We start from the raw sequence: 23,006 nt of genomic DNA, 5'->3' as shown, positions 1-23,006 counted from the left end.
GTGAGATTTCAGATCTGGTTTCGGATGTGGGGCGATCGGGCATAGATCGCGACCATCGGCACGATCAGCAGACCGACGACGGCCTGCTGCGCAGGGAAACTGAGGCCCAGTCCCACGAGAAGGGACGTCAACACGGTAAGCACGAGTACGCCGAGAACGGTGGCGCCGTAACCGCCTGCCCCACCAAGCAGTGATGTTCCACCAATTACGACCGCAGCGACGGTGGTGAACAGATACGGATCGCCGACCCCGACGAACCCGCCGCCCGAAAAACCGAGGAGCAGCATGCCTGTGATCGTGGACATCGCACCGCTGACGCTATGGATAACCGTCCAAACCTTGAACTCGGAGATTCCAAGGCGCGCGGCGGCAGTCCGACTTCCTCCGATGGCATAGATGCTACGACCAAACCAAGTATTGTACATGACCCAACCCAGCGCGATGGCGACGACAGCCCAGATGATGATGACAGGGGAATCGGCAGACCAAAGAATGTCCCGTTGAATGCTGAAATGTTGCGCAGCCATACGGGGACGGGCGCGAACACTGTCCCGCCGAACTGCGAGCCGAGCGACGTGTAGATCTGTACCGCGCCAACCGCGGCGAAGCCGACTCCGAGCGACATGATCAGTGCCTGGCCTTGGAGCTTGAAACTCAGAGCGCCATTCCCAGCGCCGATGAGGGCGCCCAGCAACACCACCAAAAGTATGGCTACAGGAGCCGGCAGTCCTGCCACCATTAGGCTTGGTAGAAGGATGTTGGCACCCCCGATGATGTACGGGATCGAAAGATCCAGCGCGCCCACTAGAGCGCACAGCGTCTGTCCGACAGACGCGAGTCCGAGGAACGCAGCCAGGAGAAGTATCGAGCGCGCGTTCTGCGACGAGACGAAGCCGGGGACCAGCAGTGCACCAAGCAGCAGAAGACAGGCAAGAAGCGCGAAGCCGATCGAGATGCTCTTGTGCGTACCGATTGGATTTGAGCGCTGTGCTGAGACGATCTCAGAAGTCATGACCTTGGTAACCATTTCCTTATTCCCTCAAGCGGCGGAGCGGCGGCTGATGACGAAGACATTCACGAGGAGCGATCCGACGAGGATCAGACCAAAGGCCATCTGAGTGACGAACCCGGAAACCGTGCCAAAGTTGAATGTGGAGAGGAGATACGAGATCATGAACATATTGATCGCGCCAAGCGTTGAACCGAGCGCCCCGCCCCGACCGCCGGAAAGGCTCGCTCCGCCAAGGACGAGAGCGGTGACCGCCTGGAGCGTGTAAGTACTGCCTTGTGTCGGGTCGCCGGAGGAAATCAGAGCCGTGTAGCTCAGAGCTGCCAAACCTGCGAAGACGCCGCCGATAACGTGGGCAATGATGCGCACCAGGTCGACCTGAACACCGCTCGTGTAGGCCATGCGTTCATCGGCACCTGTCATGCACAGGTTCCGATAGAACATTGTGCGTCTTATGACCACCCAGAGCGCGTAGGCTGCGATCAGGAGCGCCAGCACAGGCGACATGACGCTCGTGCCTGCACCCCACGACATCATCCAGTCTGGCGCAACGCCACCAGGACGAGACATTACCATCAAATTGACGCCGGACAGGACGAGGAAGCCTGATAGTGTCACAATGATCGGGGCCACGCGCACGTAGATGATGATTAGGGCCTGTAGCAATTGGAACGCCGCACCGAGAACGACTGCCCAGCAAATTACAACGACGGGATTGGTGATCCCATTGCCGACGAGCCAAGTTATCAGGGTGACGTTGATAAAGCCCATCAACGGACCGACAGAGAGGTCCACTGCTCCCCTGCCCGCCATCACGATTGGTGTAATCGCAAGCGCAGTGAGAATTAGGGGCGAAGCGACCAGGATTGCGCCCGCCAGACCGTTGGTGGTGAACAAGCTAGGCCCGCGGATCGCCACAGCGACCAGCAGGACTAGGAAAAGTGCCGCAGGAACAAAGAGCGATCGATCCTGCGTGACTTGTCGAATTGCGTTGCCGGACATCATGCGGTCCTTTCCACTTCGAACTCAACGGAGGCGTTTTTAGACTTTCCGAACATCGCCGCGAGGATGGGCTCTTCGGCGATATCGTCACCAGCAAGCGACCGGAAGAGCTTGCCGGCGAAGAAGACGTCGACGCGGTCGGCGAAGCCGAGAAACTCCTCGATCTCACTGGAAAGATAGATGACGCTTCCGCCCTTGTCGGCGAAAGAGCGCAGCTCGCGGTAAAGGTCTCGTTTGGTTCCGAGGTCGACACCGCGTGCCGGATCATTGAGGACAATGACTTGGGGATCGTTCGCAAATGCCCGTCCAATCAGCACCTTTTGCTGATTGCCTCCAGAAAGGGACGTTATCTTATTAGAGGGGCTGCCGATCTTGATGCGCAGGCGATCAACTTCCCGTTTGAACATCGGCTTAAGCGATTGTTTTTTGATAACGCCAAGCGGTCCTAGGTTCTTCCTGTAGACGCCGATCGCCAAGTTCTCGAAGATGCTCTGCTGCGGGAAGATGCCTTCCCGCTTTCGATCTCCAGACACGTAAGAAATGCCAAACTTGGTCGCCTCATCGAGAGTAGTTATCGAGGTCATTTTGCCTGTGTCGGCAGATCGGACTTGGACATCGCCTCCGAAAGGCTGAAGGATTCTCGCGACAGCGCGCACGAACGCATCCTGCCCCTGTCCGTCAAGACCCGCCACGCCGACGATTGCTCCCCTCGGGAGGTCGAAGTCGAAGGGAGCCGCCGCCCTGTGAGCGGCAAGGTTTCGCACCGACAGGATCGCCGGTGCTACTTCGCGGTCCTTTTTAGATGCGTACTCTGTCGCCTCACTCGCCCGCCGGTCGGCTGGGGTCATCATCGCCAACAGGTTCTCTTCGGTGATCTCATGCTTTTCCAGCACCCCAACGGTGACCCCGTCCCGAAGGATAGTCGCGCGATCGGCGATGCGGACGAGCTCAGCGATGCGGTGAGTGACGATCAGCACCGTCGCTCCACCCGCTCGCAGACGGTCGATTTCTTCGTGAAGGCGGATCGTAGAATCGAGGTCAAGAGCCGCGGAGGATTCATCGAGGATCAGAACCTTCGGTTTTCGAAGGATCGCGCGCGCAATTACGATCCATTGCTTGACGCTCAATGGCAGGCTGCCGACAATCTGCTCGATATCGACTGGTTTGCCGACAAGGCGCGTTAGAATATTCTGCGCCTCAAGCTTCCGATCGCCCTTGTTCTTCTCGGGCTTAAAGATACCATCGCGTCCAACATAGAGGTTGTCGAAGACACTGGCCTCTTCAGCCACCAGGACTTCCTGGAATATCGTGGCGAGGCCGACGCGTTTCGCGTCGATTGGCGATGCGACGCGCTCCCCGAGAATTGCTACCTTACCGGCGTCGGGATGCAGCACGCCAGACATGATTTTTGCCATGGTGCTCTTGCCGCTACCGTTCTCACCGACGATCGCGTGGACCTCGCCGGCCCGGGCCTCGAAGTCGCACTTCTTCAACGCCCTCGTCTCTCCGAATGCCTTGGCGACCTCGACCATTTTGATAGTGATTTCATTGTTCATTGCAGAACCTCCACCCGCAAGCTCCGCCGCCGGCGGTCACTCCTCATTGTCATCCGGCCGGCAATCTTATTCGCCGGGCGGCTTGAGGTTTAGTTGGCCACGGGCTTCCAAGGGTCGGCTGGTCGCTCGAAATACTTGTCCGCTACGGCAGCCGGGAACCATCCGTCAGCCTTTGGCTCGATGAAGTCCGTCGAGTTAAGGTCGCAATCTTCGGGGATAGCTGCACGCACCTCGTCGATCGTGAATGGCAGAACCGGTCGCAGGAAGGACTGCACTTTAGGCCCCTGTCCCTGAAGCGTGCGGAGCATGATCTCCCACATCTGCTGCATCTCGCGGCGCGGCGGCCAGATGTGAAAGCCTGCATCGATCCACTCGGGGTTCTTCCGCCAATAGCACGCGGCCGAAGCTTCGCCGCCGAGCGTGATTGGTACCATCGAGCGTCCCGACTGCAGCATAGCGTTGAGAACGCCGTTTTCCTGTGCGCCTTGCGTGAGGATACCATCGATTTGGGTCGGGTTCGTCGCCAGGAACTTCTGAACTTCAACCTGAGCGACCTGGTCGGTCCACTTTCCAGCCACTTCGCCCACGATGTTGATGTCTGGATACTTGGCAAGGGCCTCCTTGGCAGCCTTGTCGAAGCTGTCAGACGAGGCGAAGCCGGGAATACCGGAAACGAGAAGAACGTTGCCCTTCTTTCCAATCTTCTCGGCAAGCCAAGTTGCCATTTCGCCGCCACCCTGTGCGTGGTTTGCAGCGCCGTTTATAGCGTACGGCGAGGTCACGTAACCGGAGAAGGAGAAGACCGGAACACCCGCCTTGTAGGCATATTCGATGGTCTGGTTGAGCGCCGTGACGTTCGAGCAGCAGATGATGATAGCGTCGACACCGTCATCCACCATCTGGCGCATCTGCTGGATCTGCACTGAATCCTTGAGATCGGACTGCGTGACCACGACCTCCGAAACAAGGCCTGCTTGCTTCGAGCGGGGAAGAAGTTCGTTCATCACAGCATCGAGGGCGGCCGCGCGCCAGGTGTTCCCTGCGTAGCTGCTCGCGTAACCGATCTTCCACGGCGGACCTTTCTTGGGCTTAAAGTCCTTGTAGGCGCTCGGGCCAAGCGGAATCTGCGGATCGACGATCTCGTAGATTTTCTTTTCGGTTTCGGGCAACTGGTCGACGCCGTCAGCGTAGGCCGCGCTCGCCAGGGCGCTGACGGAAACCAGCGCCCCAAGAATCGTTTTAGAAATCCCTTTCATTGACATGCTCCTCCCAAAACCGCTTTCAGGCGACCTTCGCCGGCGTCGCGGATGACTGCTGGATCTCCTCGAGGATCGGCAGCAGGTATTTGCGGAACTCCGTGTAGTCCTCGGTGACCGGGAAGTGCCCAAGTTTTTCCATCGTCCAGAACTTGGAACCCTTGACGAGGTCAGCGGCGATTTTGGTGTCGGCTGGCGATGTGTTGGGATCGTATTCGCCGGTAAGGAAGTAGAGCATGCACTTCGACGTATCGATCCTGCTTGCTTCTTCCTGCGAAACGTTGTGATCGTAATAGTAGTAATAGAGATCGCCCGCGAAGATACCGGGACCGCCGCAGCTGTACTCCCACTGGATTTCCCGGACATTTGCCTCCGGCGAATAAGGTGAGATGTTCAGCATCATCGCCGCGCCGATGGAGGTGCGGTTGACATTGGGATTGTCGAACTCTTTGCGAATACCCGCCATACCTACGTCGACATACTCTGCGGCGGAACGCAAGGCGCCTTCGACCGAGATCGTCGCTCGGAAATTGTCCGGGTAGTTCGACGCCAGATCGATGGCGAGGTGGCCACCCATCGAGCTGCCCATGTAAACAGGACGATCGAGACCCAGCGCTTTTGAGAACACAAGCTGGAAGTCCATCATGAACTTCTTCGTCATGTTGTATTCCTTCTCCCACCAGCGAACGCCGTAAGGGGGGAGCGATTTGCCGTGATAGGGCAGGTCAAAAGCAATTACCCGGAAATTCTTCGTCACCTCCTCATCGCACAGCAAATGTCGGTACTGACGTCCATCAGAACCGGCCGTGTGGCCGACGAGGAGCGGGATACCTTGCCCTGCTTCTTCGTAGTAGACGCGGTATTCGATGTCTTCGATCGTCAGATAGATGTAACGGCCGGTGATGGGATCGTGCTTGGTCATGCTGCTACTCCTTCCGGACGGGCGTTGCGCATCAGGGTCGTCATGCGGTTGAGAGCTGGCAGATACGCGAAGGTTTCGTTGTTGTTGCTGAGATAGAGGCCGTGCTTGATGTTCGACGACTGCAGGCACTGGTAGAACGGAAGTGGTTTGTGCTGGAGCAGAGCTTCCCACTGTTCGGCCGTGCCGCGGATGACGATTGTGCACTTGTCGTCTTCGTATTCCGCTTCTTCAACCTTCAGCAGCTTGCCGTCATCGAAATGAAGGGCGACGCTGCGGGTCGGAAAGTCGCATTTGATGATGCCGTTGAGATAGCGGGTTTCGCGCTTGAACTCGAAGTCCTCCAGCGCAAGTTTCTTGAACTTGTCGAGATCTATAGCCATCTTCGGCTCCTCCCTGGTTAATCGGTGCGGTCAATCCGCGCCTACGGTGCTGCCGGCACTTCCTAGGACGGCAAATTCAGATGCCCATCTCGTTGAAAACGTCTTGGGCATGCCGGAAACTGTCGATCCCTGCGGGGACCCCGACATAGATCGCGACCTGTAGGAAAATCTCCTGGATCTCTTCTTTCGTGAGGCCGTTGTTGATCGCACCCCGAACGTGTCCCCTGAGTTCGTGAGGACGGTTGAGAACCGAGATCATGCCCAGGTTGAGAATCGACCGAGAACGCCTGTCGAGGCCTGGCCGGTTCCAGATGTTGTCCCAGCAGTACTCAGTCACGAGTTGCTGCATAGGCCAGGTGAAGTCGGTCGCTTTCCCAAGAGCGGCGTCGACATATTCGTCACCCATAACTTCACGACGGGTCGCGAGGCCGTGGGCGAATTGCTCAGACGGCACTGGCCGATCCGTACCGCCGGTCCTGACTGTCGCTGTTTCCAAAACGGTCATTCAACAAAGCTCCCTAGCTTTTCGTTTCCATACTTTTTACAGATTATCAGACAATCTGTCAATTTGATTGTGGGTTTTCATCGCCGCAGCGGGTCTACGCGTGGTCCGTCACGTACTGGATGATGCGGGTGTGATCCTCCGCAGGACCGAGCTCCTTCTGCGCCGCGTCCCAAGCATCAGCGGTGCTTGCAAGAGCTTCCAGGCGCAGGCCGAGCGTCGTAGCGAGGTCGGCAGCGATACGGATATCTTTCGCCATCAGTCCAAGCGCGAAACCGGAGCCGAATGTTTCGGATAGGATGAACTGCTTCATCTTCACCTCCGTCGCATTGTTTTTGCCCGACGAGGAGTTCAGAATGTCCACGATCGTATTAGGCTCTAAGCCGAACGAACGGCCGAGAACCACGGCCTCTATTGCCGCGAGTACCCCTGCGCCAGAAACGAAGTTATTGATTGCCTTCATAGCATGGCCCGATCCGACCGGACCCGTCTTAAACACCTGCGATCCGATCGCCTTGAGGAACGGCTCCGCCTCTTCTATGTCGGTTTCGACGCCGCCCGCCATGATGGTCAGAGTCCCCGAAACGGCGCGTTTGACGCCGCCGGATACTGGCGCGTCCACCAGCCTAAACCCTCGCGCAGCGAGTTCAACCCCGAGTTCACGAGTGTCGTTCGGCGCAGAAGAGCTCATGTCGATGACAAGAGCACCTGGCTTCAGGCCGTCGCAGGCATTTCCGGTCAGGAGGGCACCCCGGACGATCTTGCCGTTGGGAAGCATGGTAATGACGTAATCGGCGCCTTTCATGGCGTCTGAAATCGTCTCCGCGGCTCGGCCGCCTGCTTTTGCAAGTTCCTGCCGCGCATCCTGCGAGAGATCGAATCCGAGGACTTCAAAACCCGCCGAGATGAGGTGTTGGGCCATAGGCTGACCCATCGCGCCGAGACCGATGAAGGCCACGCGCGCTGCCTTGACTGTCGTTGACAATTCTTCCTCCGACTTCAGACAGGCATCAAAACGCCTGCTCTTCTTCTGAGTGGAGTAAACGGATTATCAGACAATCTGTCAATCTTAATTTTCAAGATTCGTGAGCGGCGTTCTTCCGGAGATATTCCAAAGCTACCTTCGCAGCTTGATCGATGTGGTGCTTGCAGGCAGCCGCAGCCAGCGGACCGTTGCGATTCTTGATGGCTTCCGCGATTTCTTTGATCTCTTCAATGCTGTGAGCAAGGCGGCCCGGCTGTGTCATCGAGGTCATGCGCAGCAAGTTGATCCGGTTGTGGAGAGATGTCAGCAGTTGCCTGACGAACACATTCTTGCTGCCGTCCATCAAGCAATTGTAAAAAGCGTTCTTCGCGTCGATTAATCGGCTTCCTACGTCGCTTGCAGCGGCGGCCTCGAACTCGACTACCGCAGCCTGAAGTGTTGCAATATCTGCCGCCGTGCCGTTTTCCGCAAATTGCTGCCCGGCGAAACCCTCGAGCAGCGCGCGCACCGTATACAGTTGCGCAGCTTCCTCATAGGTGATCGTGCTCACGACCGGTCCCTTGTGAGGGAAACTGGTGATGATACCTTCGGCCTCCAGCTGACGCAGAGCCTCACGAACTGAAGTCCTTCCGACGCCGAGCATCTCACAGAGCTCGCGCTCGACAAGGCGCTGCCCGGGTTTGAAACGGCCTTTTGCAATCGCCTGTCGCAGGGTATCTTCGACCTTGACGCGCAAGGTCGCATTCTGTCTCGCAATCTGTAGATCTGACTCCATCACCATCACCAAATAAAGGCTATATGCCATGCCACCGTTCGGCTACATATGGCGGCTTTCGGACAAGATATCAATGCGGATTGTCTGAGAGCTGATAATCGGCTGGCCGGTCTGACTCGAGCCCGCGTGTCTACCCGGTTGATTCAACTCCGCTGGATTTTTCACGCATCCCGCATGTCGCGAGATCCAATGGCAGCCAGTCTGCTCCGGCGAGAGTACGTCCGCTAAAAACTAGGTCTCCAGTTCTCATCGCTGGCTAGAGACGGACGGCATCCCCGTACTCTGGTGGCCCGGCTAACCAAGTGGCCCCGAAAAGACCTGCGAACTCCACATTGAAACAATGTTGTCGCTACCAGCCTGTTCAGCTGGTATGTCGTGGTCGAGAAGGTGACCCAACCGATCTCGCTTAGTCCGAAGATAACTGACATTGGATGCACTGGACGTGGCGATTAAACTTTGTCTGGATGATACATTCACGCCTGCGCTTCGAAGCGCCTGGATTTTTGCCGGGTTGTTTGTGAGAAGACGAACCGTGTTAATGCCTAGGTCGCGGATCATTTGCGCCGCTGCGTCATAGTCCCGAGAATCGGACGCAAAGCCGAGCCTGTGATTTGCTTCGAGAGTATCGGAACCGTGATCCTGCAGGCGATACGCTGCGATCTTGTTTCCAAGCCCGATACCACGGCCTTCCTGGCCGCGCATGTAGATCACGCAACCGGCACCCGCCAACTGAACCGCCCGTAGAGCCATTTCGAGTTGCTGCCCACAATCGCACCGCAAAGAGCGGAATGCTTCACCCGTCAGACATTCCGAATGCACGCGAACCAGGACATTCTCCCTCTCGGTGAGATCCCCAAGGACTAGAGCAATGTGTTCAATTCCGGTCGCAGCGTGGCGATAAGCGATCGCATCGAATTCGCCAAAGCGGGTCGGCATCCGAGACTGCGCGTATCGCTTGACCTGTGCACCGCGGCTCCGGCAGTGCTCAACCAGGGAATCAATCGTTATGATATGAAGACCATGTTCGCTCGCGAAACTCTCGAGTTCGGGCAGCCGCGACATGGTTCCGTCGTCATTGGCAATTTCACAGATGACGCCAGCCGGTGCAAGACCCGCTAGGCGTGCAAGATCCACGGCAGCCTCGGTATGGCCCGGACGGCCCAGGACGCCAAGGCGGTTTGCGCGCAAAGGAAAGATGTGGCCTGGTCGCGAAAGGTCTTCTGGGCGCGTGGCGGGATCAACGAGTGAAGTTATGGTCGCGGCGCGGTCTTCGGCGGAGATACCTGTGGTGGTGCCGCGTTTGTAGTCGACCGAGACCGTAAATGCCGTCTGCATCGAATCCGAGTTCCGCGTCACCATCAGCGGGATCTCGAGGTCGTCGAGGCGTTCGGCCGCAAGAGGCGCGCAGATCAACCCTCTCGCGTACCGCATCATGAAAGCAACATGCTCAGCTGTGGTTTTTTCAGCGGCAACGACTATGTCGCCCTCGTTTTCGCGGTTTTCATCATCGACCACGATGACCATCTTGCCCGCCGCGATCGCCTGGATAGCATCATCTATGCTGGAAAAGGCCATTGGTAACCTCCTGCACGCCAGGCGCTAACGGCCCGGCGTGCGTTATCGAACGTGTCATCCACGGCCGCGCGCAGGTTCTCGGAGAGCACTGCATTATCAAAGTCTTCGTCGAGGGCAAATATGAACTTACCGTCAATCTGCGCATCGAAAAAATCGAATAAGGCCCGCATCGAGACCTCCACCAGCGGCCCGTGAGCCGGAGCTTTCCCCGTCGCGAAAGCTATAATATGGCGGCCCTTAAGCGCCTTCATGTCGATGAGATCGAAAAAGTGCTTCAGCAAGCCGGTATAGGATGCCTTGTAGACAGGGCTACCGACGATGAGAAGGTCGCTGGTCGCAACATCTTCAAGGGCGGCTTTAACATTCTCAGCGGCATCGGAAGGCCAGATTGTCGCCCCAAGGTGCGGATGAAGGTCGACAAGATCCCAGCAGTTCACAACGTCTCCACATGATCGAGCTCGGCCGACCACGTAGTCCGCGACAGCCCGAGTTTTCGATGGACGCGTTAAATTCCCTGTTATCGCAACAATTTTCATTTTTGGAGCCCACTTCTACGCAGCAATAAAATTATCAGACAATCCTACAATTCACAACGGCTAAAATAGTCTTGAAGCTGGAACCGCCCTCTACACGCATTAAATTCCGGATGGTCTTGAATGCCGTTTTCAGAGACGTCACAGCGAAACTCTGACTGGATTACGCCTCCAGAGCTCGATGTGAATGGCTCGTCATTCAGCCCCAGCCGGCGTCGGGCTCCCTTCAGGTGCGCGCCGACACCCACGAGCTTTACGAAGTCCCCATTGCACAAGCCGTCCTGCGCGCGAAAGCTTCTCCGAAAACTGGGGCGGAAAAGAGATGTCTTGCCGCTCGTTCTGAAGCACGCAACCGATCACGATCTCCACCTCAGTTCCGAACCGATAGGATAAGCCAGGTCGCTTACGGGAACTCGGGTGAGCTTGGTTTCGACGGATCATGCCCCAACCAGGCTTTCGCATGGGAGACCCACACGTTTGACATCGGCACGTTGCCAGGATCAGTGTCAAAGGTGCCAGCTCTAAGGACTTTGAGCTCTGGGCTAGCCGGCCGCTCCGCATAAACATGTGAGCCGCATGTTGAACAAAACCATCGTAGCTTTCCAGGCGTCGATTCGAAACTCTTGAGCATGTCTTGACCTGTCAGGATCTTGAAGTGCTCGCTTTTCACCTTTGCAGCGGTATTATGGTCAGCGGCGTGTGACTTTCGACATGTTTGGCAGAAGCAATTCCACATCGGTCCGTCGATTTCCTGAACCTCATATGTAACGCCCTTGCATTGACATGATCCCAAGATCGGCATCGGGTGTCCTTTCACTGTTAATTGCGTTGAGATCGTCTTTTTCATGCGCGAGGCCCAGCCAGCGTTTCATATTGCGCGCCGCCTGGCGGATGCGGTGCTCGTTTTCGACGAGCGCCAGCCGCACATAGTCGTCGCCCTGCTCGCCGAAGCCGATGCCCGGAGCGACCGCGACATCCGCCTTTTCGACAAGCAGTTTGGAAAACTCAAGCGAGCCGAGATGACGAAATTTTTCTGGGATCTTCGCCCAGGCAAACATCGTCGCCGGCGGCGGCGGCACTTCGAAGCCGGCCTTGCCGAAGCTGTCGACCATCACGTCACGGCGGCGCTTGTAGATGTTGCGGACCTCGGCGATGTCGCTGCCGTCGCCGTTCAGCGCCTGCGTCGCGGCCACCTGGATCGGCGTGAAGGCGCCGTAATCGAGATAGGACTTGACCCGCGTCAGCGCCGCGATCAGCCGCTCGTTGCCGACCGCGAAGCCCATGCGCCAGCCGGGCATCGAAAAGGTCTTCGACATCGAGGTGAATTCGACCGTCACGTCGATCGCGCCCGGCACTTCCAGAACTGAGGGCGGCGGCACGTCGTCGAAATAGATTTCCGAATAGGCGAGGTCCGACAGAACGATGATGTCGTGCTTCTTCGCAAATGCGATGACGTCCTTGTAGAAATCGAGCGTCGCGACCTGGGCCGTCGGGTTGGACGGATAATTGAGGATCAGCGCCAGAGGCTTCGGGATCGAGTGCTTCACGGCCCGCTCGAGCGGCGGGAAGAAGCTCTCGTCCGGCTCCACCGAGATCGAGCGGATGACGCCGCCGGCCATCAGGAAGCCGAAAGCGTGGATCGGATAGGTGGGGTTAGGACACAGGACCACGTCGCCCGGCGCGGTGATCGCCTGCGCCATGTTGGCAAAGCCTTCCTTCGAGCCGAGTGTCGCGACGACCTGGGTCTCGGGATTGAGCTTGACACCGAAACGGCGGGCATAATAGGCCGCCTGGGCGCGACGCAGCCCCGGAATACCCTTGGACGAGGAATAGCGATGGGTGCGCGGGTCCTGCACCACCTCGCAGAGCTTGTCGACGATCGACTGGGGAGTGGGAAGGTCGGGATTGCCCATGCCGAGGTCGACGATGTCAGCACCGGCGGCTCGCGCGCTTGCTTTCAAACGGTTGACCTGTTCGAAAACATAAGGTGGTAGACGTTGGATTCTGTGAAAGTCCGGCACACTGTTTCCAGCCATGTCTAGTTTCCTTCCGCGCCGGTTGTTGCAACCGACGCGGAAGGCCGGGAGGTCTCCAGCAGGAGAAACCTGGTTACTTCTTCGGCCTCCAAGCCAACGGATCTTCAGGGCGTTCGAAGTACTTTGCGGCGACGTCTGCGGGCCACCAGCCGTTATCCTTCGGCTCAATCCAATCGGTTGAGTTTGGATCGCAATCGTCCGTCAGTACCCCTTTCACATCATCGATCGTGTAAGGAAGAGCAGGGCGAAGAATGGACTGAATTTTCGGTCCCTGGCCTTCTAGCGTCCGCATCATTACATCCCACACGAGGCGGGCATCAGAGCGCGGCGGCCAGAAATGGAAGCTCTTGCTGATAAAGTCGGGATTTTTCCGCCAATAGCAGGCGGCGGAAGCTTCGCCACCAAGCACGATAGGCATCATATCGCGACCGGATTGCTGTACGGCGTTAAGGACACCGTTCTCAGACGCGGACTGAACAAGGATGCCGTCAATCTTAGCAGGATTCGTGGCAAGAAACTTCTGAACCTCGACCTGGGCAACCTGATCGGTCCACTTCCCTGCTACATTCCCTACAATGCTGATATCATGGAACTGTTCGAAGGCCTTTTTCGCGCCAATGTCGAAGCTGTCCGATGACGCGAAACCGGGAATACCGGACACCATCAGGATGTTGCCCTTTTCGCCAATTTCCTTGGCAAGCCACTCAGCAGCCTTGTAGCCACCGTCCGTGTTGTTCTCGGTGGCGTTAATCGCATATGGGGATGTGACATAACCCGACACTGAAAAGACCGGGACGCCTTGGGAATGGGCATACTCGATGGTTTTGTTGAGGGCGGTGATGTTCGAGCAGCAAATGATGATCGCATCAACACCATCGTCAACCATCTGCCGCATCTGCTGGATTTGGACAGCGTCCTTGAGGTCAGACTGCGTGACGATAAGCTCGGAGACTAGGCCTGCCTCCTTGTATTTCGGCAGCAATACGTTCGTGAATTCGTCCAGGATGTTCGCACGCCAGGTGTTACCGGCATATGTGGACGCATAGCCAATTTTCCACGGCGGTGGACGCTTCGCGACAAAATCCTTCCATACCGTTCCCCCAAGCGGAATTGCAGGATCGATATTCTCGTAGAGCGCCTTCTGGTCGGGCGGCAGCGAATCGAGCCCGTCAGCCCTCGCCACTCCGTTCATTTGATAAAGACTCGACAGCGCAAAAAGCGCTGCAACGACTTTCTTCAGCATTATAGGGCCTCCTCCCCCTTTGTGGTCCGCTCAAACCGCCGACCCTTTTGGTCGCCAGCCGCGGAAGTCTTGCCGGAACTCCGGCGGAGCTCGTGGCGGGACGGCAGTCGCCATCCCGCAGACGTGTTCACTTGCGCAGGCCGGCCTGCTTGAGCAGCGGCATGACCCGCTCATTGAAGAAGGGAAGCTCCTCATTGTAGTCGACCATCGTCAGCAAGGCGCCGTTGACACCTGTGTTGCTGAGAGCCACGAGCTTGTCGGCAACTTGTTCTGGATTGCCGACGATCGGGTATCCACCCCAACCGGCGATGAAGCGCTCCTTGAATTTTTGATACATTTCGGCGGAGTGGTTCTGAGACTGCACCTGGAGGACTTCGCAGATGTTCTCGCACGCCTCCCAGTCACCCTTCTGATTAACGTAGTAGTCGTAATATTCCTTCGCTTCCTGTTCCGTTTCGCGAACGACGACAGGGCAGGCCGTAAACGTACCGAGATCGCGGTCGTACTCAGTGCGCGCCAGGTCCTTCACCTTTTTGACCCAGGCGGCACCGGATTCCATGTCTTGCATGAAGCCGAAGTTGAAATCGCAGAACTTGGCGGTGAAGTGCATTCCCTTGCCAGAGGCGCCGGCGCAGATCAGAAGCGGTCGACCCGCCTTATTGTAAGGCTTGGGCTCACTGAAGGCGTCCTTGACTTTGAGGAATTCACCTTCGAAGGTGACGCCATTCCGTTTCCAGAGAGTTTCAACGATCTCCATCCATTCGGTGGCGTATTCATAGCGTGTGTCGTGTTCCATCATCGGAACACCGAACATCTCCATTTCGGGAGTGAACCAGCCGGTAACGAGATTGAGGCCGTAACGCCCCTTCGAGATGTGGTCGATTGTTGTCGCCATCTTGGTTGCGACGATCGGGTTCAGGGTCGGAATGTGCGTCGTTGAAAAGAACTGGAGCTTCGTGGTGACCGCAGCGAGAGCGGCTGCCCAGGTGAACGTATCCATGTTCACGCCATTGAAGTTCGAGAGACCGCCAAAACCACGCCAGCGCGCAATCGGCACCATGCACTCCCAACCGGCAGCCTCGAGCTTCTTGGCAATGTCAACATTGTGGTCGAAAGTCGGCTCAAACGTCGTCTCGGCGAGCGTGATGGCGCAAGCATTCGAGCAGTTGGTTCCGAACACTCCAAGCTTGAGCTTGTTGTCATTAAACATTGGGTTTCCCGCAGAGCGGAAATCTTCTTGTGCAGTCACTTGGTTCCTCCTCCGGCTGGCACCATATGGTGCTCAGCCGCGCATAAAAGACTTGGATAATCAGATGCCCATTTCTTCGAAGACTTCCGCCGCCACGCGGAAACTGTCGATTGCCGCAGGAACACCGCAGTAGATAGAAACCTGGAGGAAAATCTCCCGGATCTCTTCTTTGGTAAGACCGTTGTTGATCGCCCCGCGAACATGCAGCTTCAGCTCATGGGGTCGATTGAGTGCCGAGATCATTCCTAGATTAAGAATGCTGCGCTGCTTGCGCTCCAGCCCGGGCCGGTTCCAAATTTCGTCCCAGCAGTATTCCGTAACAAGGGCTTGCATCGGCCAATTGAAGTCGGTTGCCTTGCTGACCGACGCATCGACATAGGCGCCTCCCAGAACTTCGCGCCTTGTCTTTAGCCCACGCTCAAAGCGTTCACTAATTTCACGTCCATTCACTCTTGCGGTTGCTGTGTTGCTCACCCTTTATCTCCTTGTCGCCCGTTGGGCTCTCCATGAGTTGTTTGATTGGTCGTCAAGGCGACCTGTTATGCCGCCGGTCCGCTGATGGACGACGACCTGACGAGTTGGCCGTTCTCGTAGAGAAGCGGTGCGATCGACTCGATGAACCGTGCTTCGAGGACTTCTCCGAGCACAACATCATGGGTTCCAACGTGAACAACATCTTTTAGCTGACAGACAAACGCGGCCTGTGCATCGGACAGGACCGGCATGCCGTCGAGAGACAGCCACTTGCCGTGATGGAAGCGCTCTTCACCCTTCAGCTTTCCACTGAACAGCGGCACAAGGCCCGCATGTGAAAGGTGCAACATGTTGACGGCGAATTTTCCAGAAGCCTTCAAAGGCTGGCTTATCGAAGCAGACTGGTTGATGCAGACGAGAACAGTCGGTGGCTCGGCCGTAACCGACTGAACTGCGGTCGCAGCCATGCCGTGACGAACGCCGCCAAGCTCGGTCGTGATCAAGCAAATGGTTGATGTGAACCGGCGCATAGCCGCCTTGAATGCCGACTGCGCGTCGGTGCTGGTATCGGCCATATCATCCCCCCGCGGTCGAACTCAGTAGAGCCGAATAAACAGATTAGCAGACAATCTGTCAACCAGTTTATCGTGATTGACAGATTGTCTGCAAAACTGTTCTCTCACGTCAGCGAATTAAGAGGAGAGCCGCGATGGATTTGAATCAAAAAGTTTGTATCGTCACAGGGGGAGGTAGCGGAATAGGCCGAGCAACGGCGCTCCTCTTCGCGAACCACGGCGCCTACGTAGCCGTCGCTGATGTCAACGAAAACGCAGCGCATCGGGTAGCGGGCGAGATCGGTCCAAATGCCTTCGGTATTCGCGTCGACGTTTCTTCGGCTCAAGACGTGGAGCGCATGGTTCAGAAGACTGTCGGGAAGTGGAGTCGGATCGACGTGCTCGTCAACAATGCCGGCTTCGGAACGACCGGTAATGTCGTGACTATCACTGAGGAAACTTGGGACCGAATTATGTCAGTCAACGTCAAAGGTATATTCCTTTGCTCCAAGTATGTTATTCCCGTGATGCGTCGGAATGGTGGAGGTTCCATCGTTAACACGACTTCCTACACAGCGACCTCAGCGATCGCGGACAGGACGGCCTACGTCGCGTCAAAAGGGGCGATATCTTCGCTAACGCGGGCGATGGCCTTGGATCACGCGAAAGAAGGGATCCGTGTCAACGCGGTCGCCCCTGGTACGATCGACTCGCCTTATTTCACAAAGATCTTCGCCGAATCGGAAGACCCGGTGAAACTTCGTAGCGATTTCAACGCACGCGCCGCTATGGATCGAATGGGAACACCTGAAGAGATCGCTGAAGCAATGCTCTTTCTTGCCTCCGATCGCTCCACTTTCGCGACCGGAAGCATCTTGACTGTCGACGGTGGTTCTTCGATCGGAAACCACTTGGTGAAGTGAACGGAGGGGCGGCATTTTCATGCCGCCCCTTTTTTAGGCATTGTCTTCGACGAACCGAATAGCGTCTTCCAAAAAGCTACGGAAATAATCGGGATTTTCGCACATTGGGAAATGCCCGAGGCCGTCCATGACGACATGACGGCTCCCGGGAATAAGATCCGCGAGCTTTTCTCCGTCTGCAGGCGTCGCAGAGTAATCATATGTTCCGGAAAGGAGAACGGTCGGCGTTCGCTTGGCGTCGATCTTCGGACCGACGACGGCCCCATCAAATTCGTCGCTGTAGAAGGAAAGATCGCCTGGATAAACCCCTGGGGCACCCTGCGAGTAGATCCAACTGGCACGGCGTCGCTCAGCTTGAGGGCTGAGTGGACTCATAATTCCGCGGACATAGGCTGAGTTGTGAAGCGACGCATGAACATTGACGTTGTGCTGAAAAGGATTGCGACGCCCCTTTGACCTGAAAGGTGGTTCTATGGCGATCACTCCCAGCAACCGTTCCGGCCGCTCAGCGGCTAGTACCATGCACATCGCAGCCCCCATCGATCCTCCGATGGCAACTGCTCTGTCCCCGACAATTTGGTCAAGTATCGCCGTGCACCAGGACAGATAGAGATCCTTCGTGAGCTGATAGGGCGAGCCATCCCAACTCAACGGTGGCATCGAGCGTCCATGAAATGGTAGATCAACTGCAATCATTCGGTTCGAGCGAGCGAGCCCGGTGTCGGAAAGTTGTGGCAGAAACTGGCGGCTGTCTGCCCCAGCCGTATGGAGGAAGAGGATCGGCGTCCCTGCTCCAGCTTCCTCGTAGTAGATGTCGTGCTCCACCCCATCGATGTTTACCTGTTTATATCGTCCGGTCACCTGTTCGATGTTTCGATCGACCTTTGCGACAACGATCGGCGGAGACGCCACAACGATTTCGAACAGTCGTTCTATAGCCGGGCGGGCTTGAGCGATTGCTACAGGAGAACCGGATAGTGTGAATTCGGGGTTGGCTAGTTGAAAGGCAGTGAACGAGTGAAAGGTTGCGGGCGGCGGCACCTGCATCACCTTTTCCCAGGCTTCCTCTGAGGCCCTCAGATTAACCTCAGCATCTCCGACCGCCCTATCGAACGCAACCAGTCCGTTCTCTACAGCAAGCGTCGACGCTCCTGATCCAACATGAAACGAGATTCGTGTCGTCAGACCTGGAGTCAGTCGCGGCAATTCCGGATCATCAATCGCAAGGGCTATGCGTTTATTTAGCTCGGCATGGGCGCCCATAGGTCCTCCCTAAGAAAATGACGTTGCCGGGAGGCCATCCTGCTCGCGCTTCACCCTCCCAAGGAAACGTAAGCAGATTGGCAGACAATCTGTCAATCTCAACCGGTCGAACATGCCGGTTTATGTCGATTTACTCTGGGGTTTCGACTGGGTTCTTGCTCAGGTAGTCCAAGGCCACTTTAGCCGCGGTTTCGATATGCTGCTTGCAAAGCGCAGCGGCCTTTTCGCCATCACGCTGCTGAATAGCGGCAGCGATTCCTCTTATCTCGGAAACGCTGTGTTGCAGACGACCGGGCTGGGTCATCGACGTCAGCCGCAACAGTGTGACACGGTTGTGCAGCGATGTTAGCATTTGCTTGACGAACACGTTCTTACTGCCGGTCATCAAGCAATCGTAGAAGGCGGTCTTCGCTTCAATGATTCGCGTTGAGGAACCGCGATCAGCAGCAGCCGCAAATTCTTCGACGGTGTTGAGCAGAGCAGCGATATCTTCGTCCGAACCTTTTTCGGCGAACTCCTGTCCGGCGAAGCTCTCGAGTAGCGCCCGCACTCTATAGAGCTGTACGGCCTCGTCGTAGCTGATGGTGCTGACGACCGGGCCGCGATGGGGGTAGCTGGTTATAAGCCCTTCGGCCTCCAGCTGGCGCAAGGCTTCTCGAATTGAGGTTCGGCCGACCCCGATAAGTTCGCACAGCTCTCGCTCCACCAGCCGCTGCCCGGGCTGGAAACGGCCGCTTGAAATTGCCTGCCGGAGCTTATCCTCGACCTGGATCCGCAAGGAGGCGTTCTTACGCGCAATCTGAAGGTCCATCGTTCCCATTCACATTCAAACCCAAAGCCACAGGTTCAATGTATACCGCGCGTTCGTTTCGTAGGACAACCCGATTGTCTGCGAAACAGCGAAAAATCTGAACGGTTGGGCGGATGGCCGTTAGAGAAGGACCCTAGCGAATGGGAGGTCCGTCGCCAAAGCCGAAAATCTGTCGAGTACCACAGGGTCGTGCCCTGGAATGATGAGGCCATTCCGCCCCGCGAGAATGCGAAGTTTGTTATATGCTTCCATTACCTCTGCGTAGTCGGCAAATAAAGGAAACGCGTTATCGTTCGTAAGGTAGCTTTGAAAATGAAGCGCGTCCGAGGCGATGACGAGCAAGGCGTCGCCTGCCGTCAGGGTGACAACCTGCAGCCCCTTCGAGTGCCCGCCCACCAAGTGTAACTTGCATCCCGGAGCGATTTCGGCATCACCGTCATGGAAGCAAACCCTTGACTGGAAAACGAGCCGAACCGCGTCGACGACCCCTTCTGCGGCAAAGGGCCGACGCATTCGCTCATGGCACATACATCGCCCCGTGCAATAAGCCATTTCCCGGTCCTGGATATGAAAAGTAGCTTTGGGGAAGGCTGGAAGGTTTCCTGCATGATCGTAATGCAGGTGCGTCACGACGACATCTGTAATATCGCTGTGTTCGATGCCAAGGCGGCTCAGAGCTGCGACCGGATGGATCAACAGAGTCCGTCCTCTGGCTGCCCCCTCCTCGGCGTTAAAACCGGTGTCAACGAGGATGAGGCGGTTTGGAAGGCGGATTAGCCACACGAAATAATCGATGCGTGATGCAGCTTCGTGAAGGTCATTGATCTCAAGCGCCAGATCACTCACTGGCCGTTGCGCGGTGCCATAATGGATGGCCAGTGCTTTCCACTCGTGCAAGAGAAGTCTCCCCCAATATCAGCTCATAACGACGAGGTGTCGATTGATCTCGGCTCGATCGAGGCGGTCAAACGCTTCGTTAATCTCGTCAAGGGGACCGGTGCTCGACAGCAATTTGACAACTGGCAGCTTCCCTTTGAGATACATTTCGATATACCGGGGTATGTCGCGCGATGGCACGCACGAGCCCATATAGCTCCCCTTGATCGTTCTCTCTTCTCCGACCAACGGCAAAGGCGAGATCTCGAAACGGGAATTGACATTGGCCAGTCCTGCGGTTGCGGTCATCCCGCCCCGCCGGGTAATCTCATATGCGAGTTCGAACGCCTTTTTGGATCCAGCCATCTCGATTGCGTAATCTACCCCACCGCTCGTCGCGCTTTTTACCTGAGCCACAATGTCTGGCGAGCTCGCCAGAAAGGTTTTGGTCGCCCCCAGCTCCTTGGCAAGGTCAAGCTTGGCTTGGACGAGGTCGATCGCAATGATATTGCCAGCTCCACTCGCGACGGCGCCGAGGATCGCCGAAAGGCCGACACCGCCGAGGCCGATTACCGCGACACTTTGGCCTGGGCGGACATCGCAGGTGTTCATCACCGCTCCAACGCCAGTCAAAACCGCGCAACCGAAAAGCGCGGCTTCTGCCAAGTCAATATCCTTGGTCACTTTGACAACCGAGTTCGCCGACACAACAGAATACTCGGAAAAGGCAGAGACTCCACTGTGATGGTTAATTTCGTATCCTTTCAGACGGATATGCTTGCTGCCCGACAGAAGCGTCCCCGCAGCATTGGCCTCATAACCCGGTTCGCAGAGGCTTGCCCGGCCTTCAACGCAGAATGAACAATGACCGCAGACCGGTAAAAATGACATGACCACGTGGTCACCAACATCGACGTTCTCCACGCCCGGCCCGGTTGCTTCGACGACGCCAGATGCCTCATGGCCGAGAGCGACTGGAAGAGGACGCGGTCTGTCGCCATTGATTGCGGATAGGTCGGAGTGGCAGACCCCGGCAGCCTTGATCTTGACTAGGACCTCCATAGGGCCAGGCGGCGTCAGTTCCACAAGCTCGATTTTGAGGGGTTTCGAATCGGAGTAGGGCTTCGGCAGACCCGACTCCCTGAGGATTGCCGAACGCGTTTGCATGTCTGATTCCTATCAATTTGCAAGCAACTGCATTGGAGCCGGGATGTAGCGGAATCCGTCTCCATTCCGCACCACGTGACCAGCACCCGGCCATGCGAAGTGATAGGACATCACCGCAATTCGATCTTTCGCAAGCATGTCCAGCACGCGCGTACGAGATATCGCTGACAACTTCGGGTCCGTATCATATTTGAATTCCATCATCGGCCGCTCCATCAATAGGATATGATGATGTGTAAGATCGCCGAGGAAGCAGAGGCGATCGTTTCCGGATTGAATCATAAAGCAGTGATGGCCGAGCGTGTGGCCGGGGGCGGAAATCGCCTGGATACCGGGCAAGAACTCCTCCCCATCCTTGAAAAAGAAGGTGCGGTCCTTGTGCGGGAGCAGGTTTCTCCGGGCATTTTCGATCTGAAAGTGAAAAGAAGAGTCGATCGACGACCCATCCGTCCAGTCTGTGAAGTCTCGCTCACTGATGAATATCTCGGCGTTTGGGAAATTAAGATTGCCACTCGCATCGCAGAGCCCGCCAGTATGATCGATATGAGCGTGCGACAGAACTACGGCATCGATCTCCGTCGGATCTCGGCCCGCTTCCTCAAGGCTGGTTAAGAGTTGACCCGTGGTAGGGCCAAAAACCTTGGAGGAACCCATCCCGGTATCGAACAAAATTGTCCTCCCATTTATTTCAACAAGCGGCACATTCTGCTCAAGCACGACATTGTTCGTCGGCAGAAAATTGCGTTCTAGCATTCCGCTGACCGTGCTTTCGTCTACGCCTAAAAAGTTCGTTCCTGGGTCGCCTAGCGCTAGCGGCCCGTCGGACAGGATAGTGATTTTTCCGTCGCCGAATCCAAATGGATAAAAGTAGGGAAGCTTCGCTTGGTGATGTTTGTTAAGAGACACCGATTTTCCTCCCATCGTGTTCCTCTACAGCTTCTTGGCAGATTGTATGATAATCTGTCAATTGCTGTTGGTGGTTTCACGTTTCATAGAAGGGGCACACACTGCGGCGTTGAAACTCCGAGCTACCGGGCGGAACAACGCCAACTATCTCGGAAGGAAGTCATTGCGGTTAAAGCACGCGGCCTGCGTGACGGCGTTGGCAAGGCGCTTGCTGACGCCGTGCCAACAACCTGGAAGGCTATCGCGATCCCGTGATCCTCGATCTGCGCCAAGCCGCGGTCAACGGCCAATCGCGAGTCCACAGGCAGCCGTAGACAAGCTCGTTTCCCCTCCCATCGATTTGGCAAGGCGCGAAGCAGGTCTGGATGGCTTTGCCGACGGCGTCATAAAAGACCAGCGAACGTTATCAGAGGCGTACGGATAGTTCACGGACGACTACGCCTTGGCCTGCGTGCTGTTGGGAGGTTACAATAGTCCTTTGATGTCCTTAGCGGCACTGGCGAACCGCTCCGCCAATTCCCGGGCCTCTTTGCCAAGCAGCCCACCTTGGCGGTTATGGAACACATCGCTGCCCAGCAGCGGCTCAAGCACGCGTCTGGCGACATGCCCGAAATGCACGGGACGCCGCGCCAGGTGGTCGACGTTCACATGGACGAAAAAGTCCTCGGCCGCCACGGTCTCTTCGTCGTTTCGAAAGAGTCCGATTTCATACCGGACGGATGAATTTCCGAGTCTGGCAACACGGATGTCAGCGGTGACCACGTCCGGGAAGGTCATCTCCGCGTCGCTGCGCGTCCATGTCTCCTCCACCCTGCTCAATTGGCCGTCACGCGTGCGGTCGGCCCCCAACGCCGCTTGATGCAACATTGTTGAAGGCAGGGTTTGTCCTCGACCGAGCTTCCCCTTCTCGGACCTCGGCCGACGCAACAAGGACAACTGGAACTTCGTCGACGAGAGATGCGCAGACGTGGCGCAGGATGTCAGACTTCAGTCACGAGGACAAAAGCCC

24 protein-coding genes and 1 pseudogene are annotated in these 23,006 nt (G+C 56.7%); 2 read left to right on the top strand and 23 right to left on the bottom strand.

Going from position 1 to position 23,006, the window contains the following annotated elements; all coding sequences use genetic code 11:
- Positions 1 to 8 precede the first annotated feature (8 nt).
- The 17 genes and pseudogenes from N0Q91_RS01275 to N0Q91_RS01195 form a co-directional block, all read right to left on the bottom strand.
- Positions 9 to 1,027, bottom strand: a pseudogene (locus N0Q91_RS01275) (ABC transporter permease).
- A gap of 12 nt (positions 1,028 to 1,039) precedes the next feature.
- Positions 1,040 to 2,014 (bottom strand): ABC transporter permease, encoded by a 975-nt coding sequence (locus N0Q91_RS01270; RefSeq protein ID WP_275596363.1) that lies wholly within the window; start codon positions 2,012 to 2,014, stop codon positions 1,040 to 1,042.
- The gene (locus N0Q91_RS01265; protein ID WP_275599827.1) at positions 2,011 to 3,567 is read right to left on the bottom strand and encodes a sugar ABC transporter ATP-binding protein; all 1,557 of its coding nucleotides are present in this window, start codon (positions 3,565 to 3,567) and stop codon (positions 2,011 to 2,013) included. The genes N0Q91_RS01270 and N0Q91_RS01265 overlap by 4 nt, the downstream gene beginning before the upstream one ends.
- A gap of 89 nt (positions 3,568 to 3,656) precedes the next feature.
- Positions 3,657 to 4,823, bottom strand: coding sequence for an ABC transporter substrate-binding protein (locus N0Q91_RS01260; protein WP_275596361.1), 1,167 nt, complete (start codon positions 4,821 to 4,823; stop codon positions 3,657 to 3,659).
- A 25-nt stretch (positions 4,824 to 4,848) separates the two neighbouring features.
- Entirely contained in the window at positions 4,849 to 5,745 is an 897-nt protein-coding gene (locus N0Q91_RS01255) for an alpha/beta fold hydrolase (protein WP_275596360.1), read from the bottom strand.
- The gene (locus N0Q91_RS01250) at positions 5,742 to 6,125 is read right to left on the bottom strand and encodes a hypothetical protein (RefSeq protein WP_275596359.1); all 384 of its coding nucleotides are present in this window, start codon (positions 6,123 to 6,125) and stop codon (positions 5,742 to 5,744) included. The genes N0Q91_RS01255 and N0Q91_RS01250 overlap by 4 nt, the downstream gene beginning before the upstream one ends.
- A 76-nt stretch (positions 6,126 to 6,201) precedes the next feature.
- A complete protein-coding gene (locus tag N0Q91_RS01245) occupies positions 6,202 to 6,630 on the bottom strand; it encodes a carboxymuconolactone decarboxylase family protein (protein WP_275596358.1) in 429 nt (142 codons plus the stop codon).
- 94 nt (positions 6,631 to 6,724) lie between these two features.
- Positions 6,725 to 7,612 carry an NAD(P)-dependent oxidoreductase gene (locus N0Q91_RS01240; protein ID WP_234828232.1) on the bottom strand — a complete coding sequence of 296 codons (888 nt, stop codon included), beginning with the start codon at positions 7,610 to 7,612 and terminating at the stop codon, positions 6,725 to 6,727.
- 91 nt (positions 7,613 to 7,703) lie between these two features.
- Complete coding sequence (locus tag N0Q91_RS01235) at positions 7,704 to 8,387, bottom strand: GntR family transcriptional regulator (protein WP_375341864.1); 684 nt, start codon at positions 8,385 to 8,387, stop codon at positions 7,704 to 7,706.
- A gap of 294 nt (positions 8,388 to 8,681) precedes the next feature.
- Complete coding sequence (locus tag N0Q91_RS01230; RefSeq protein ID WP_104840820.1) at positions 8,682 to 9,962, bottom strand: bifunctional 3,4-dihydroxy-2-butanone-4-phosphate synthase/GTP cyclohydrolase II; 1,281 nt, start codon at positions 9,960 to 9,962, stop codon at positions 8,682 to 8,684.
- Complete coding sequence (locus tag N0Q91_RS01225) at positions 9,944 to 10,498, bottom strand: NADPH-dependent FMN reductase (protein ID WP_104840819.1); 555 nt, start codon at positions 10,496 to 10,498, stop codon at positions 9,944 to 9,946. The genes N0Q91_RS01230 and N0Q91_RS01225 overlap by 19 nt, the downstream gene beginning before the upstream one ends.
- Before the next feature lie 400 nt (positions 10,499 to 10,898).
- Positions 10,899 to 11,231, bottom strand: coding sequence for a GFA family protein (locus tag N0Q91_RS01220; protein WP_234828251.1), 333 nt, complete (start codon positions 11,229 to 11,231; stop codon positions 10,899 to 10,901).
- Between the two features lie 22 nt (positions 11,232 to 11,253).
- Positions 11,254 to 12,531 (bottom strand): LL-diaminopimelate aminotransferase, encoded by a 1,278-nt coding sequence (locus tag N0Q91_RS01215; protein ID WP_104840817.1) that lies wholly within the window; start codon positions 12,529 to 12,531, stop codon positions 11,254 to 11,256.
- 73 nt (positions 12,532 to 12,604) lie between these two features.
- Positions 12,605 to 13,774 (bottom strand): ABC transporter substrate-binding protein, encoded by a 1,170-nt coding sequence (locus N0Q91_RS01210; RefSeq protein WP_104840816.1) that lies wholly within the window; start codon positions 13,772 to 13,774, stop codon positions 12,605 to 12,607.
- A 127-nt stretch (positions 13,775 to 13,901) separates the two neighbouring features.
- Entirely contained in the window at positions 13,902 to 15,023 is a 1,122-nt protein-coding gene (locus N0Q91_RS01205) for an LLM class flavin-dependent oxidoreductase (RefSeq protein WP_275596357.1), read from the bottom strand.
- Between the two features lie 60 nt (positions 15,024 to 15,083).
- Positions 15,084 to 15,497, bottom strand: a complete 414-nt coding sequence (locus N0Q91_RS01200) for a carboxymuconolactone decarboxylase family protein (RefSeq protein ID WP_199773440.1) — start codon at positions 15,495 to 15,497, stop codon at positions 15,084 to 15,086.
- A gap of 65 nt (positions 15,498 to 15,562) precedes the next feature.
- Entirely contained in the window at positions 15,563 to 16,072 is a 510-nt protein-coding gene (locus N0Q91_RS01195; protein ID WP_275596356.1) for a flavin reductase family protein, read from the bottom strand.
- A 134-nt stretch (positions 16,073 to 16,206) separates the two neighbouring features.
- Between N0Q91_RS01195 and N0Q91_RS01190 the strand changes: the two genes are divergently transcribed.
- On the top strand, positions 16,207 to 16,974 hold the full coding sequence (locus N0Q91_RS01190) for an SDR family oxidoreductase (RefSeq protein WP_275596355.1): 768 nt from the start codon (positions 16,207 to 16,209) through the stop codon (positions 16,972 to 16,974).
- 33 nt (positions 16,975 to 17,007) lie between these two features.
- Here N0Q91_RS01190 and N0Q91_RS01185 read toward each other — a convergent pair whose 3' ends face one another.
- From N0Q91_RS01185 to N0Q91_RS01165, 5 genes are all read right to left on the bottom strand, one after another.
- Positions 17,008 to 18,237, bottom strand: coding sequence for an alpha/beta fold hydrolase (locus N0Q91_RS01185; protein ID WP_275596354.1), 1,230 nt, complete (start codon positions 18,235 to 18,237; stop codon positions 17,008 to 17,010).
- Between the two features lie 130 nt (positions 18,238 to 18,367).
- Positions 18,368 to 19,057, bottom strand: coding sequence for a GntR family transcriptional regulator (locus N0Q91_RS01180; protein WP_104840810.1), 690 nt, complete (start codon positions 19,055 to 19,057; stop codon positions 18,368 to 18,370).
- Positions 19,058 to 19,168: 111 nt separating this feature from the next.
- Positions 19,169 to 19,945, bottom strand: a complete 777-nt coding sequence (locus N0Q91_RS01175; RefSeq protein WP_275596353.1) for an N-acyl homoserine lactonase family protein — start codon at positions 19,943 to 19,945, stop codon at positions 19,169 to 19,171.
- An 18-nt stretch (positions 19,946 to 19,963) separates the two neighbouring features.
- Positions 19,964 to 21,091 carry a zinc-dependent alcohol dehydrogenase family protein gene (locus tag N0Q91_RS01170; protein ID WP_104840808.1) on the bottom strand — a complete coding sequence of 376 codons (1,128 nt, stop codon included), beginning with the start codon at positions 21,089 to 21,091 and terminating at the stop codon, positions 19,964 to 19,966.
- A 12-nt stretch (positions 21,092 to 21,103) separates the two neighbouring features.
- Positions 21,104 to 22,012: an MBL fold metallo-hydrolase gene (locus N0Q91_RS01165; RefSeq protein WP_375341936.1), complete on the bottom strand. Its 909-nt coding sequence runs from the start codon at positions 22,010 to 22,012 to the stop codon at positions 21,104 to 21,106.
- Here N0Q91_RS01165 and N0Q91_RS31175 point away from each other — a divergent pair.
- Positions 21,980 to 22,252 carry a hypothetical protein gene (locus N0Q91_RS31175; RefSeq protein ID WP_527229542.1) on the top strand — a complete coding sequence of 91 codons (273 nt, stop codon included), beginning with the start codon at positions 21,980 to 21,982 and terminating at the stop codon, positions 22,250 to 22,252. The two genes, N0Q91_RS01165 and N0Q91_RS31175, sit on opposite strands and share 33 nt — an antisense overlap.
- Positions 22,253 to 22,462: 210 nt before the next feature.
- Here N0Q91_RS31175 and N0Q91_RS01160 read toward each other — a convergent pair whose 3' ends face one another.
- A complete protein-coding gene (locus N0Q91_RS01160) occupies positions 22,463 to 22,816 on the bottom strand; it encodes an acyl-CoA thioesterase (RefSeq protein WP_375341850.1) in 354 nt (117 codons plus the stop codon).
- Positions 22,817 to 23,006: the final 190 nt, after the last annotated feature.

It is taken from the genome of Sinorhizobium prairiense (assembly GCF_029201645.2).
Classification (GTDB): Bacteria; Pseudomonadota; Alphaproteobacteria; order Rhizobiales; family Rhizobiaceae; genus Sinorhizobium; species Sinorhizobium meliloti_A.
This window is presented reverse-complemented; position numbering and strand designations above follow the sequence as displayed.

What these genes read in the sequence shown, in the direction of transcription:
- N0Q91_RS01270 (WP_275596363.1), bottom strand. Translation starts at nt 2,014, where the DNA reads ATGATGTCCGGCAACGCAATTCGACAAGTCACGCAGGATCGATCGCTC.
- N0Q91_RS01265 (WP_275599827.1), bottom strand. Translation starts at nt 3,567, where the DNA reads ATGAACAATGAAATCACTATCAAAATGGTCGAGGTCGCCAAGGCATTC.
- N0Q91_RS01260 (WP_275596361.1), bottom strand. Translation starts at nt 4,823, where the DNA reads ATGAAAGGGATTTCTAAAACGATTCTTGGGGCGCTGGTTTCCGTCAGC.
- N0Q91_RS01255 (WP_275596360.1), bottom strand. Translation starts at nt 5,745, where the DNA reads ATGACCAAGCACGATCCCATCACCGGCCGTTACATCTATCTGACGATC.
- N0Q91_RS01250 (WP_275596359.1), bottom strand. Translation starts at nt 6,125, where the DNA reads ATGGCTATAGATCTCGACAAGTTCAAGAAACTTGCGCTGGAGGACTTC.
- N0Q91_RS01245 (WP_275596358.1), bottom strand. Translation starts at nt 6,630, where the DNA reads ATGACCGTTTTGGAAACAGCGACAGTCAGGACCGGCGGTACGGATCGG.
- N0Q91_RS01235 (WP_375341864.1), bottom strand. Translation starts at nt 8,387, where the DNA reads ATGGAGTCAGATCTACAGATTGCGAGACAGAATGCGACCTTGCGCGTC.
- N0Q91_RS01230 (WP_104840820.1), bottom strand. Translation starts at nt 9,962, where the DNA reads ATGGCCTTTTCCAGCATAGATGATGCTATCCAGGCGATCGCGGCGGGC.
- N0Q91_RS01225 (WP_104840819.1), bottom strand. Translation starts at nt 10,498, where the DNA reads ATGAAAATTGTTGCGATAACAGGGAATTTAACGCGTCCATCGAAAACT.
- N0Q91_RS01220 (WP_234828251.1), bottom strand. Translation starts at nt 11,231, where the DNA reads ATGTGGAATTGCTTCTGCCAAACATGTCGAAAGTCACACGCCGCTGAC.
- N0Q91_RS01215 (WP_104840817.1), bottom strand. Translation starts at nt 12,531, where the DNA reads ATGGCTGGAAACAGTGTGCCGGACTTTCACAGAATCCAACGTCTACCA.
- N0Q91_RS01210 (WP_104840816.1), bottom strand. Translation starts at nt 13,774, where the DNA reads ATGCTGAAGAAAGTCGTTGCAGCGCTTTTTGCGCTGTCGAGTCTTTAT.
- N0Q91_RS01195 (WP_275596356.1), bottom strand. Translation starts at nt 16,072, where the DNA reads ATGGCCGATACCAGCACCGACGCGCAGTCGGCATTCAAGGCGGCTATG.
- N0Q91_RS01190 (WP_275596355.1), top strand. Translation starts at nt 16,207, where the DNA reads ATGGATTTGAATCAAAAAGTTTGTATCGTCACAGGGGGAGGTAGCGGA.
- N0Q91_RS01185 (WP_275596354.1), bottom strand. Translation starts at nt 18,237, where the DNA reads ATGGGCGCCCATGCCGAGCTAAATAAACGCATAGCCCTTGCGATTGAT.
- N0Q91_RS01180 (WP_104840810.1), bottom strand. Translation starts at nt 19,057, where the DNA reads ATGGGAACGATGGACCTTCAGATTGCGCGTAAGAACGCCTCCTTGCGG.
- N0Q91_RS01170 (WP_104840808.1), bottom strand. Translation starts at nt 21,091, where the DNA reads ATGCAAACGCGTTCGGCAATCCTCAGGGAGTCGGGTCTGCCGAAGCCC.
- N0Q91_RS31175 (WP_527229542.1), top strand. Translation starts at nt 21,980, where the DNA reads ATGTTTGTTAAGAGACACCGATTTTCCTCCCATCGTGTTCCTCTACAG.
- N0Q91_RS01165 (WP_375341936.1), bottom strand. Translation starts at nt 22,012, where the DNA reads ATGGGAGGAAAATCGGTGTCTCTTAACAAACATCACCAAGCGAAGCTT.